At 58.7% G+C, this 12,569-nt stretch carries 8 protein-coding genes and 1 other RNA gene; all 9 read right to left on the bottom strand.

Features of this window, described 5'->3' with window-relative positions; translation table 11 throughout:
• Positions 1 to 109: 109 nt before the first annotated feature.
• A complete protein-coding gene (locus PSH91_RS23040; RefSeq protein ID WP_076383519.1) occupies positions 110 to 1,618 on the bottom strand; it encodes a hypothetical protein in 1,509 nt (502 codons plus the stop codon).
• Entirely contained in the window at positions 1,615 to 3,297 is a 1,683-nt protein-coding gene (locus PSH91_RS23035; protein WP_305466833.1) for a hypothetical protein, read from the bottom strand. Before PSH91_RS23035 ends, PSH91_RS23040 begins: the two co-directional genes overlap by 4 nt.
• Positions 3,298 to 3,860: 563 nt before the next feature.
• Positions 3,861 to 4,254, bottom strand: a transfer-messenger RNA (tmRNA) gene (gene ssrA, locus PSH91_RS23030).
• Positions 4,255 to 4,353: 99 nt separating this feature from the next.
• On the bottom strand, positions 4,354 to 4,641 hold the full coding sequence (locus PSH91_RS23025; protein ID WP_047229080.1) for a hypothetical protein: 288 nt from the start codon (positions 4,639 to 4,641) through the stop codon (positions 4,354 to 4,356).
• Between the two features lie 96 nt (positions 4,642 to 4,737).
• Positions 4,738 to 7,605, bottom strand: coding sequence for an FAD-binding and (Fe-S)-binding domain-containing protein (locus tag PSH91_RS23020; RefSeq protein ID WP_305466831.1), 2,868 nt, complete (start codon positions 7,603 to 7,605; stop codon positions 4,738 to 4,740).
• The gene (locus PSH91_RS23015) at positions 7,602 to 8,273 is read right to left on the bottom strand and encodes a lactate utilization protein C (RefSeq protein WP_305466830.1); all 672 of its coding nucleotides are present in this window, start codon (positions 8,271 to 8,273) and stop codon (positions 7,602 to 7,604) included. The genes PSH91_RS23020 and PSH91_RS23015 overlap by 4 nt, the downstream gene beginning before the upstream one ends.
• A complete protein-coding gene (locus tag PSH91_RS23010) occupies positions 8,270 to 9,727 on the bottom strand; it encodes a LutB/LldF family L-lactate oxidation iron-sulfur protein (RefSeq protein WP_047229077.1) in 1,458 nt (485 codons plus the stop codon). Before PSH91_RS23010 ends, PSH91_RS23015 begins: the two co-directional genes overlap by 4 nt.
• Positions 9,724 to 10,548 carry a (Fe-S)-binding protein gene (locus PSH91_RS23005; protein ID WP_107321857.1) on the bottom strand — a complete coding sequence of 275 codons (825 nt, stop codon included), beginning with the start codon at positions 10,546 to 10,548 and terminating at the stop codon, positions 9,724 to 9,726. The genes PSH91_RS23010 and PSH91_RS23005 overlap by 4 nt, the downstream gene beginning before the upstream one ends.
• Before the next feature lie 150 nt (positions 10,549 to 10,698).
• A complete protein-coding gene (locus tag PSH91_RS23000; RefSeq protein WP_076383524.1) occupies positions 10,699 to 12,393 on the bottom strand; it encodes a lactate permease LctP family transporter in 1,695 nt (564 codons plus the stop codon).
• Positions 12,394 to 12,569: the final 176 nt, after the last annotated feature.

Raw genomic sequence — 12,569 nt, 5'->3', positions numbered from 1 at the left:
GAAAATTTCTCGTTTGATGATGAGGCCAGGTAGAGACTAGTGGGGAAGTGACAGATTTATTTGTTTTGATAAATAAATCTATCTCCTGTTCTCTTTCTCACAGACTATGTCAAGTGCCCGTCAACCGCGCATATTCCGCATCCAGATAGGCATCCACCGCTTCCACATCCAGCGACCCCGCCATGTAGTAGGCTTTGACTTCCTTGATCGCCAGCGTCCCGAACCGGGTCCAGGCCACTAGGTTGCTGCGCAACATGAAGGCGACGATGTTGCCGCCCGAACGCAGGGCCGCATCGGTGGTATCGACCAGGCACAACGTGCCGTGGCCGATCAGCAGCATCCGGCGTAACTCCGGATTGTTGGCGGAAGGGACGCAATCGCGCCAATCCTGTTCATGATAAAAGCGCTGCTTCACAACCCACATCATTCGGGTGAGCAGTTCGGTGATCAGTACGGGGATCGCCATCGCCAACCCGTGGCGTAAGTCGTAGCCCGACTCGAAGACTTTCACCGCTATGGTCGAAAACGTCTGGCGATGCTGTCCGAAAGAGCCCACATTGATAAATTGCAGCAGCGAGTAGAAGGGCATTGGAATGCCTGAACCGCGCCCGGCGTTCACTTTGCCGCGCCCGCCCGACGAGCCGGCCATGTCGGAAAACAAATGCCCCAACCAATTCATAAAACCGGCAAATACCTTGGCGACTACGTTGCTGCCGCTGAGCTCGAAGGTGTCAGTATTGATGCTGATCAGCTTCCCCTTGTCGACGAAGTGCGCTGTGTTGCTGAACTGATCGAGGATGGAAAAAAACATTCCGACCAGATCCGGGGAATGGCCGAGGCTTTTGACGTGATGGTTGCTGAGCGACATATTCTTCACAGCTCCGCCCGTGTCATGGCTGGTGCCGTGGTCGTAATTGATCTTGAACTTTTTCTCGAGAAAACCTATGGCGCTGGCGGTCTCTTGGCCAGGCTTGCCCGGACCTTTCCAGCCGTTAAACTTGGCAAACCGCTGCACCGCGTTGTCGGTCTGGTTGTCTGCCCACTTGCTCAGCGCCCCTTTCCCGGGGACTCCGACGAACAGCACATCCACCAGGCCGCCGATCAGGCCGCAGGTGCCGGCAATCATGTAGTCGTATTTGTCGCAGGCCGCCGCTTTTATCGAAAATTCGTCCTTGATGCGTTTCTCCAGCGCAATGCGCTGGCTGTCGGTCATCAAGTCGCGGAACGGGTCTTGGGCGAAGGCGAGGTCGTGCCGCGTGGCGTAGTTCTCCAACTGCGACAGGTAGGACGGCCAGTCGGTGTCGGCATCGATGTCAATGGTGTCGAGCAGGGCTAGGGGTTGCAGCGTCGTTTGATAGTCCGACGGTGCATCCAGCAAGTATTCATCGAAGACCACCAGGTCCTGCTCTTCGACGACGAACACTGTGTCCTGCTCGTTGACAATGCTCTGCGCCTGGGCCAGCAGACTGTCGAGCAGTGTGTCGTTGCTGCGCTGGTCCTGGCTCAAGCTGTTGAGAGAGCTGAGCATACTGTCCAGATGAGCATTGGTCTTGTCGAGCTGGTGCTGCTGGACGAGCATGGCCTGCGCCTGATCGTCCAGAAAGCGCTTCTGCGTCATGAGAACAGACCGCTCAGTTTCTCACGCGCCTTGCCGGCAACGTCTGCCGCCGTGCCTTTGAGAACGTCGCTTACGTTGAAGTAACCAACGGCCTCGAAGGCCCTGGCAAGGCTTTCCAGATCCTTGCTGTTTTTATCGCGTTTAATACCGAGTTTGGTCACCGTTTGTTCTTCGGCGTCCTTACTGGTGACCACGACCGAGCGTTCCTCATAGAAGCCGCGGATGAAGTCATAGAGTTCGGCTTTGGTCGGTTCGCGAGTCAGCGACTTGAGCTTGCCTTCGTCCAGGTACTGGGCGCAGCGCAATTTGGTCGCGCTGGCCTGGGCGGAGTTGGATTTGTCGGTCAGTACCGTGCCGGCGCCGGTCATTTGCGTCATCAGGCCCAGTAGCTTCTTGATTTTCTCGTCCTGAGCGCCGTGGGCCAGGATGTATTCGTTGAGTTTGCCGGTGATGAAATTGATGTCTTTCATCACTAGGGAAATGGTCAGTTGGGTTTGTTTGATCACTTCATTGAGCATCAGCTCACGACGCTTGGAGCGGGTCAGCTCGTTGGCGCCAGTCAGCTTGCGCACGCCGGCATAGGTCCCTACGCCGATCAACACTGCGACGCCTATGCCCGTCATCATTCCTGACATTCCGAGCAAACCACCCATGCCCAAGCTAGCCAGACCAGACGTCAGCCCGGCGGCGGACATGCCCACCACCGACCCCGACAAGTACACCGCCGCCAAGGGAGTGCCTACGGCCGCAGCCTTGGCGGACAGTAGTTTGAGGGCCGAGACAATCTGGTCATCGGTCATGTCATCGCGAAGCATGTCGTGGTCGTTTTTGATTGCCAGCACGGCCAGTTCGATCTCTTCATCGCTGACTAATAACAGCCCGCGGTGTTTTTGCAGAAACCCGAATGCGCCAATATCCCGGCCACCGGTGCTGTAGAAGAGATTGATCAGATCCTTGACCAGGGAAATATGCAGCGCCTTGATTTGACCGCCCGGGCTGTGGTTATCGATTCGGGCCAGCAAGGTTTCCAGGGGGATTTGCGCATTGCTGGAGCCCATGTAGGCCCTCAGGGTAAAGCGAGTTTCGGGGCTCAGGTCCAGACGCGTCATCAACTGCAGGATTTCAGCGAATTCCTTGTCATCGATTATGTCGTCGTTGTCATAAGCCATATTGATGACAGCCTGGACGTAGGCCACTTTCAGCGCTTCGCTCAGTTCATCGATGGAAACTAGTTGGCGCTCTTCCCTGTACTCGCCGAAGTCCTGCACACAGGCTTGTAGCGTTTCCGCCAGTTTGCGGTAGTTACAGTTCAGTAGGCCGGTAATGGACAGGCTGCTACCTTCGTTGCGGTGGATCAGCAGCGACACTTCGATTTTGTCACTCTTGCTGCCGGTGACAGTTTCAACGTATTCCGCCGAGGCAATCGAGGCATAGGGAACATTGACTGGATCGGAGAACGAAGCGCGATAGATGAGCTGTTCACCAGTGAACAGAATGCCGTCCTTGCCGCTGCCCAGCAGTGTGTTATCGAGCAGGGCGACCACGTTGGAAGGGTTGCCACCGAAGGCGAATGATTTGACTGCGTTGTTGAGTTTTTTTTCGTCGATCTGCGGAGCGATGGACATTTTGTTCGAAACGCTGCCGAGGTTCTCGCGCAGGTAAACGTTAACGTTGGTCATCTCACGTCCTTGTCAGTAGTGATCAGTGGCTTTTTGCCATTAACGGAATCTAACAAGATGTGTCGTCCGGGTACAGACCTATCGATTGTTGACTGACGATGGCAGCCACAAAAAGTCCCCGTCTTTTTTGTCATTGCGGCGCTGTTCTTCGAGCACGTTCATTGGGCACGAGAGTATCCACGCTGTAACAGATGCAGGCGGGTAAGCGAGGCTGAAAAGTTGCCTGTCCAGAATTCGAGCGATTGATCAGCATTCTCGGTCATTCCCTAATCTCTTCCAGACCGATAGAGCGGTGAAGGTCACCATGGCTGAGGACGAAATCCTTGTCTTTATCTCGACCGGCTTGAGCTGACGGTCGGAGAGGCGGAGGCAGGCATGAGAGCTACCTCTGTCAGCGTTTTGGTATCCCAAAACAATGACTCGGATGGCTTGGAATACCATGGGAATACTCAACCGGTGAGAACTCACGACTCCTCTGCTGAGCTCAATGGCCCTGAAACCCCCGTATTTACTGGATTTCAGGCACAAAAAAAGACGTCCGTGGACGTCTTTAGATGATGAAGTGGTGGAGCCGGGGGGATTTGAACCCCCGTCCGCCAGTACTCCGCTGTCGGTACTACATGCTTAGCCGTGTCTATTAAGTTAACCCTCAGCGACCCGACGGGCAGGGTGCTTTGGGCGAGTTGTGTAAGTTTTAGCCGATTCGTCCACAACGTACTGCACGGCGATTCCGTTCTATATGACAATCACTTTGGGTTTACGGACATCCCCTGGTGATTGCTGGACCCGAAGGTACCAGAAGGGAAGGGCTAAGGCTGCTTACGCAGCGAGAGCGTATTCCCCGTAGGTTTCGTCATTGGCAACTATAGGAAGTTGCAACAGTGGATTTACGAGTTCTGTTACCAACTCGGCATGCACCTAAAGTTTCGCAACCGGCGTCGAATCCTAAACGGCCCCGAGCCTGTAGCTCCGTGAATCAACTGGAGCGACAAGCCTGTGCAGTGTACGCCAATACGCGGCTGAGGCCAACCCGAAGGTTGGCCTGACGCGAGGTTACTACTGATCGCCTTTGGTGTTGTTCTGCAATTTCTGAATGGCCTGAGTGGTCAGCGAGATGCAGTTCTTGGTGCCTTCCTCGGTGCCTTTGGCCTGTTCCGCCGTGGCTTGTCCGACGGTGGCGTCAATTTCGGTTTTCATGCCTTCGCTCATCTGCTCGGTGCTGACCTGGGCGTCTTTGATTTTCTGCAGATTGATCTGGCAAAGGTCTGCCTGGTTATCTGCGAACACCGGAGAGGCCAACAGCGCAGCGGAAATGAACAAGCCAGCAAATGCAGTGTGCTTCATGTGTATCTCCTTGAACGTTTGGTCTCGGTGCTGCCGGACATCGCCGCCAGGCCCGAGTCGGTAAAGGGCCCAACGGAGCTGGGCCTATTCAAGTGACTACAGCGAAACGTAGGAATTCGATTTTTCTTCGGGTGCGATGGGGAGCCCCTCAGCATCAGCAGATTTGGGCCGGGTGACGCGATCCACCAGATACACCAGGCCGTGGTAGTCGATTTCGCCATGGCGCGTCAGACCGATCTCGCAGGTGCGGCTGGTGGAGACGCCTTCGCTGCAATACTGCACCGCATCCTTGAGCGTTCGCAGTGAGTGGGCGTTGAGCTCCGGTGTGGTGAAGCCTTTGTCTCCGGCAAAACCACAGCAGTGGATGCCTTCGGGGATCACGACTTGCTTGCTGCATTTGCGCGCCAGGTCGATCAGCGCCTGGCTCTCGCCCAGGTGCTGGGTACTGCACGTGACGTGTACGGCAATCGGTGCATCCTGCGGGGTGAATTCGAGACGGTCCATTAAGTGCGTACGAATGAAACGCACCGGGTCGTACAGGTCCAGTCGAACATTTCCCAGGTCCTGGACCAGACGCAGCGTGCAAGGGCTGGTGTCGCAGTAGATCGGGTCGATCCCGCCGCGGCTGGCGTGGAGCAGGGCGCCGATCAACTCCTGGCGTTTGTGCTCGGCCTGTTCCGCGTAGCCTTTGGATGCGAAAGGCTGGCCGCAGCACAGGCTGTCCACGTTGTCTGGGAAGACCACTTGATAACCGGCTTTTTCCAGCAGTCGTTGGGTTTTTTCATACAGCGACATCTGTTCTTTGTCACCCGCCGCCGGCGCCATGGCGCGCGACACACACGCGGCCAGATAGACCACGCGCGGGCGTTCGTCGCAGACGGCAGGGCTGAAGCGAATGGCTTTTTCCGGCTGCGGCATGGCGTTGTCCCACTGGGGAACCTGACCCTTCGACAGCCGGGTCAGGCCGGCTGACAGGCGGGCCAGTCGCGGCGCGCCCAGCAGCATTCGGGCACCGTTGGCGACGTGCAGGGTAAAGCGTGCGCCTTGCAGGGCGATGGCGAAATTGCTTGCCAGCCAATCGGCGGTTTTCGTACGTGTTGCGCTGCGGCTACGGAGTTTTTTCACCAGCTCGCCGGTGTTGATGCCGACCGGGCAACGTTGTGCGCATAACCCGGTGGCGGCGCAGGTGTCGATGCCGTGGTATTGGTAGGCCGTTTCCAGCGCTGAAGTGTCGATGCCTGCGCGCTTTTTCGCCTGGATGTCCCGCCAGATCACGATGCGTTGGCGCGGGCTCAAGGTCAGGTCTTTGGACGGACAGACCGGCTCGCAGAAGCCGCACTCGATGCACTTGTCCACTATCTCGTCGGCCGCCGGCAGCGGCTTGAGGTGCTTGAGGTGAATTTGTGGATCTTCGCTGAGCACCACGTCCGGGTTGAGGATGCCGTTAGGGTCGAGCAGGCGTTTGAGTTGCCACATCAACTGGTAGGCGTCGCTGCCCCACTCCAGTTCGACGAATGGCGCCATGTTGCGGCCGGTGCCGTGTTCGGCCTTCAACGAACCGCCGAACTCCACCGCCACCAACTGCGCCACGTCATCCATGAATGCTTGATAGCGCGCAACTTCTTCGGCGTTGTTGAAGCCTTGGGTGAAGACGAAGTGCAGATTGCCTTCCAGCGCGTGTCCGAAAAGAATCGCTTCGTCGTAGTGATGTTTGTCGAACAGCTCAATCAGGCGGTTCACGCCAAGGGCCAGTTGCTCGACCGGAAAGGTCACGTCTTCGATGATCACCGTGGTCCCGGTTTTGCGTACCGCGCCCACCGCAGGGAAAGTGTCTTTGCGGATGGCCCAGAGTCGCGCGTTTTCTCGCGGGTCTTCGGTGAAGTCGACCTGTTTTTCCACGGGGAAACCGGCCAGCGATGCCATGATCCGGGCCAGTTGCTCTTGCAGCAAAGATGACGAAGCTGCGCGGGATTCAATCAGCAGGGCGCAGGCATTTGTCGACAGATGCTGTACGAAATCCGGCATGCCCGGTTTGTCCTGCACCGAACGCAAGCTGCGCCGGTCCAGCAGCTCCACCGCCGATACCGGTTGGCTTTTCAACACCGTGACTGCATGGCAGCAGGTTTCCACGTCCGGGAAGACGATCAGCGCCGAGGCTTTGTTCGGGTGATCGATGACGGTGTTGTAGGTCACCGCGCTGATGAAGCCGAGCGTGCCTTCGGAACCCACCAGCAGGTGGCTCAAGATATCCACAGGCTCGTCGTAATCCACCAAGGCATTGAGCGACAGGCCAGTGGTATTTTTCAGACGGTATTTGTGACGAATTCGAGCCGCCAGTTCGGTGTTGGCGCGGGTCTCGCGGCCAAGGGTTGCCAGACGTTCCAGCAGCTCGCCATGGCTTGTACGAAAGGCCGCCACGCTGGTTTCATCTTCAGTGTCCAGACGGGTGCCATCGGCCAGTACCAGGCGGATGCCGGCGAGGGTGTGATAGGTGTTTTGCGCGGTGCCGCAGCACATACCGCTGGCATTGTTGGCGACGATGCCGCCGATCTTGCAGGCGTTGATCGATGCCGGATCGGGACCGATCTTGCGGCCGAACGGTGCCAGCCAGGCATTGGCCTGGGCGCCGATCACGCCGGGCTGCAAGCGGATCTGCATGCCCTCGCCGCGAATTTCGCGAGCGTTCCAGTTATCCCCCAGCACGATCAGTACCGAGTCGCTGATGGCTTGCCCGGACAGGCTGGTGCCGGCGGCGCGGAAGGTGACTGGGACCTGGTCGCGTTGGGCCAGTTTCAGCAGGGCGATCACTTCATCTTCGGATTCGACGCGTATCACCAGTTTCGGAATCAGCCGATAGAAACTGGCGTCGGTGCCGAAGGCCAAGGTCGACAGCGGGTCGTCGAAACGGCGCTTTGGCGGGATCAGCTGCTGTACGTCGCGCAGGAAAGGGGCCGGAAGCGTCATTGGTCCTCCAGAATCAGAACCACCAGATCCTTCGGACCATGGGCGCCATAGGCCAGTACCTGTTCGATGTCGGCCGTCTTGGAGGGACCCGAGACCAGCAGGGCGTTGGTGGGCATGCCCTGGGCCCAGGCGAATTCCTGTTGCACTTCATAGAAGTTGTCGCGGATTTCGCTGGCCTTGAGCAAAGCAAAATGCACCGGCGGAACCAGGCTCATCAACCGCGGTTCTTCCCGCGTCGGCCAGAGAATCAGGCTGCCGGTTGCCGCGATTGCACCCAGGGTCCCGGTCAGGCTGGCGGGGGTGTCGTTGAACAGTTCGGCTTTCCATTGCTCGACAGGCCGGTCGTAGGCCTTGAGCGTTGGCAGCTCGGGATTGTTCGCCCAGAACTGTGTGATTTTTTGCCCGTGAGGCGTCGTCGGGGCGATGAGCAGGCTGGGTAATTGACGGTCGCGCAGCAACTGCGCCAGCAGCGCCGGCCAACCTTCGCCAGACGTCAGATGGATCTCGGTGTGCACCGCTTCCATCAGTTTGCGCAGTTGAGCGATGCGCTCCTCGGGGGCGTAGCGATAGATTTTCGTCACCAGGTCGACATCGAAGTTGTCGGCCACTGGTGTGGTGCCGGTCAGACTTTTACGCAGCTTGGCGAGGATATTGTCCTTGGCGCTCATCGACGGTCTCCCTGCTGGTTCAGGTGTTCGCGGGCCAGGTCATGCAATGAGCGGGCGGCGGGTTTGGGGGCGCTGTGGTTCTGCGTCCATGGGCCGACGTTGTCGGGCGTCAGGGCGCGCAGGCGCGTGGCGAGGAAAGCGAACAGCCGATACAGGCGCGGCGAACTGTTGAGTCGGGCCCAGGCATTCCAGATGAAGCGCTCCTTGGGCGAATACTTACTGCCCTGGCCACGCATCACCGGGTTTGGACTGTCCGGTGCCTTGACGTTTTCTTCGCGCAGGCGCCGCAACAGCGCCGGAATTGGAATCTTCACCGGGCACACTTCGCCGCAGGCACCGCACAGTGAAGAGGCGCTTGGGTGGTCCGGCACTTTGGCCAGGCCCACCATGTGCGGCGTGATGATTTTTCCGATAGGCCCCGGGTAAACCTCGCCATAGGCATGACCACCGATGCGGGTGTAGACCGGGCAATGATTCATGCAGGCGCCGCAACGAATGCAGTTCAGGGTCTGGCGCAGTTCGCTGTCGGCAAATGCCTGGCTGCGCCCGTTGTCCAGCAGGACCAGGTGCACTTGCTGGGGGCCGTCCAGTTCGTCGGCCTTGCGTGGGCCGGAGATCATGTTGACGTAGGTGGTGATCGGCTGGCCGAGGGCCGAGCGGGTCAGCAGCGAGAGCAGCGGCACCACGTCCCGCAGGTTCTCCACGACTTTTTCGATGCCGGTCACGGCAATGTGAACCGGTGGCACGGTGGTGGACATCCGCCCGTTGCCTTCGTTTTCCACCAGCAGCAACGTGCCGGTTTCGGCCACGGCGAAGTTGACGCCGGATACGCCGATGTCAGCCTCGAAGAATTTCTGCCGCAAGACCTTGCGACCGATCTGAATGAGTTGGTCAACGTCCTTGGTGTACTCCACGCCAAGTTTGTCGTGGAACAAGGACGCGACCTGACCGGCGTTCTTGTGGATCGCCGGCATAATGATGTGTGAAGGCTTCTCGTGGTCGAGCTGGACGATGTATTCCCCCATGTCGGACTCGAGACATTCGATGTCCCGACCCTCGAGGAAATGGTTCATCTCCATCTCTTCGCTGACCATCGATTTGCCCTTGATCACTTGCCGCGCCTCGTGAGCGCGGATGATCGAGAGGACGATGCCATTGGCTTCGTCCACCGTTTCCGCCCAGTGTACTTTCACACCGTTGCGGGTCAGGTTGGTTTCAAGCTGCTCGAGCAGGTCGGGCAACTTCGATAACGCACGAGCGCGGACGGCATTGCCCAGCACTCGCAGATGTTCTCTTTCGTGGGCATCGCTGAAGGACGCTGCCCGCTTGGTCATCAGTGAATCCATCGCTGTGCGAAAGTTGTTTCGCAGTTGCGTGTCGTCCAGTGCCTTGTGGGCCCTGGCGCGAAAATCTTCCTGCACCTCAACGGTCGGAATCAGCGTCGGTGTGCTCATACGACACCCCCGGTGCGCTGCCAGAGGAAGCTCGCCAGGTGCTGCCCCCGTAATGCTTGCTGCTGTTTCTCCAGGGCGCCATTGATATTCATCAGGCAACCGCAGTCGGCACTGACGACCTGGTGCGCGCCGGATTCCTTCAGCGCGCGGGTTTTGTCGGCCACCATCGCGCCGGAAATATCCGGCATGCGCACGCTGAACGTCCCACCAAACCCACAGCATTCACTTTCATGGCTGTGTTCGACGCGCTCCACGTTGTCCAGCTGCGCCAGCAAGGCGCGGCCATGCAGGTGGGTGTTCATTTCCCGTCGTGCCGAGCAGGAGGTGTGCAGCGCGACCTTCACCGGTTCGCCACTGTCGTTCAACTGCACCTTGCAGACAAACAGCAGAAACTCGGCCAATTCATAGGTCCTGGCCGCCAGGGCCTGGACCTGTTTGAGCGTATCGGGTTCGTCCTTGAACAGGTCGGCGTAATGCTCGCGCAGCATGCCGGCACAGGAGCCCGACGGCACCACCACCGGATAATCCCCGGCAAACAACGCCAATTGCGCCCGCGCTACCGTCCGGGCCTGCTCGGTGTAACCGGAGGTGTACGCCGGTTGTCCGCAACAGGTCTGCCCTTGCGGGTAGTCCACCCGGATCCCTTCGCGCTCCAGAAGATGAATCGCATCCATCCCGGCTTCGGGATAGAACAGGTCCACCACGCAGGTTCCGAACAGGTAAACCCGTTCGGGCTTGTTGCTGGGGTACTGCCGAGGCTCGGGCAATGGCGGGGCGACACGGGTCGCATTCGGCACGGCGTTGTAAAAAAGCTCGCTCATCAGGCGTGTCTCCGGGTGGTCCCGGTTATCCGTCCGCTGAGGCTGCTGAATATAGATAAGGAATCTTTCAACAGCCTTGCAGACCCGGTTATCAATAGCAGGCGTCGAATCGTGGTTCGACGTCGTTCTTTTCGGTGTTAGCTGTCGTGCTTAGTGCACCAGCATGCCGGTGAACCAGTAGGCCTGGGCCAAGGTGATCAAGCCCACGATCGTTGCAAAGAATAGGCTGTGTTTCAGGGTGAAACGGAACAGATCCGATTCCTTGCCCACCAGGCCGGTCGCAGCGCAGGCCACGGCAATGGACTGTGGCGAAATCATCTTGCCGGTCACGCCGCCACTGGTATTGGCTGCCACCAGTAATGTGTCGTTGACGCCGATCTGGTGCGCGGTGGTGGCTTGCAGTGAGCCGAACAGCGCGTTGGACGAGGTATCGGAACCGGTCAGGAACACCCCTAGCCACCCCAGGAAGGGCGAGAAGAATGGGAACGCCGCGCCCGTGCCGGCCAATACCAGGGCCATGGTGGACGACATGCCCGAGAAGTTGGTGACGAAGGCGAACGCCAACACCATGCCAATGGACAGGATAGGCCAACGCAGCTCGTAGAAGGTTTCTTTTAAAGTGGTAAGACCAGTTCTGAGGTTGATCTTCAGCACCAGCATCGAGATCAATGCGGAAAAGAAAATCGCCGTGCCGGTGGCGGAAATCGGATCAAGTTTGAAGATCGCCGGGATGGCTGTTGGATTGGTCACGATCGGCGCGACCTTGATCACCATCTGATCCAGGTGCGGGATGGCGAAATTGAACACCCAGCCGTACATCGATCCGCCCGGGGCGAACATCGCCTTGAACGGTTTGAGCGTCCAGATCGTCACCAGCACGGTGAGGATCAGGAACGGTGACCAGGCCTTGAGGATTTCTCCCAGGCTGTAAGGGGACGCCACGGTGCTGCGTGGCTGGCCGAAACCGCCGACGCTGGCGGTAATGGCTGCGCTGGAGGTGGCGCCGGCAATCTGGGCGCCTGCGGTGCGTTTTGGCTGCCAGATTTTCAGGAACAGGGTCAGGGAAACCAGGCTGGCAAGGGCCGACGTGATGTCCGGCAGTTCCGGGCCGATGAAGTTGGAAGTGAAGTATTGGGTGATGGCGAAGCTCAAGCCTGCCACCAGCGCCGCCGGCCAGGTTTCCCGAACGCCGCGCAGGCCATCCATCATGAACACCAGCCAGAACGGTACAAACAGCGACAGCAATGGCAATTGACGGCCCGTCATGGCGCCGATCTTGAACGCGTCGATCCCGGTGACCTGGCCGGCCACGATAATCGGAATGCCCAGGGCGCCGAAGGCCACGGGGGCGGTGTTGGCGATCAAGCAAAGGCCGGCGGCGTACAGGGGATTGAAGCCCAGGCCGACCAGCAGCGCCGCGGTAATCGCTACCGGCGCGCCGAAGCCGGCGGCACCTTCCAGAAATGCCCCGAAGCAAAAGCCGATCAACAGCACCTGCAGGCGCTGGTCATCGGTGATCGACAGCACCGAGCTGCGGATCACTTCGAACTGGCCGCTCTTGACGGTCAGTTTGTACAGAAACACCGCCGCGACGATGATCCAGGCGATAGGCCACAGGCCATAGGCAAAACCATAACCGGCAGCAGCGAACGCCATGTCCGCCGGCATTTGAAACGCGAAGATCGCCACGGCAATCGCCAAGGCCAGGGTGATGCTGCCGGCCACATGTCCCTTGAGGCGAAACACCGCAAGGGCCAGGAAGAAAAATACGATGGGGATGACGGCCGCAAGTGCGGACAAGCCGAGGCTGCCGAGCGGGCTGTAGAGCTGTTGCCAGGTTTGCATAGTGGGTGGGCCCCTAATTGTTGTTGGTCAGGCACTGGTCAGCGATTTTGGATAATTGGTAAGACCAATTTACAAGCGCTGTCGGCTAGGGTAAAAGCCTTGGTTGTCGCATGTCAATTTGCCGCTCTGAAACTTTCGTCGAATGAGTGCGGCCGATGGCATCTGATCTGTGGGTC

The sequence above is a fragment of the Pseudomonas sp. FP1154 genome (assembly GCF_030687245.1).
Taxonomy (GTDB): Bacteria; Pseudomonadota; Gammaproteobacteria; order Pseudomonadales; family Pseudomonadaceae; genus Aquipseudomonas; species Aquipseudomonas rhizophila.
This window is presented reverse-complemented; position numbering and strand designations above follow the sequence as displayed.

Coding starts and splice junctions, on each gene's coding strand:
- PSH91_RS23035 (WP_305466833.1), bottom strand. CDS start 3,297: ATGACCAACGTTAACGTTTACCTGCGCGAGAACCTCGGCAGCGTTTCG.
- PSH91_RS23010 (WP_047229077.1), bottom strand. CDS start 9,727: ATGAGCACACCGACGCTGATTCCGACCGTTGAGGTGCAGGAAGATTTT.
- PSH91_RS23000 (WP_076383524.1), bottom strand. CDS start 12,393: ATGCAAACCTGGCAACAGCTCTACAGCCCGCTCGGCAGCCTCGGCTTG.
- PSH91_RS23040 (WP_076383519.1), bottom strand. CDS start 1,618: ATGACGCAGAAGCGCTTTCTGGACGATCAGGCGCAGGCCATGCTCGTC.
- PSH91_RS23005 (WP_107321857.1), bottom strand. CDS start 10,548: ATGAGCGAGCTTTTTTACAACGCCGTGCCGAATGCGACCCGTGTCGCC.
- PSH91_RS23015 (WP_305466830.1), bottom strand. CDS start 8,273: ATGAGCGCCAAGGACAATATCCTCGCCAAGCTGCGTAAAAGTCTGACC.
- PSH91_RS23020 (WP_305466831.1), bottom strand. CDS start 7,605: ATGACGCTTCCGGCCCCTTTCCTGCGCGACGTACAGCAGCTGATCCCG.
- PSH91_RS23025 (WP_047229080.1), bottom strand. CDS start 4,641: ATGAAGCACACTGCATTTGCTGGCTTGTTCATTTCCGCTGCGCTGTTG.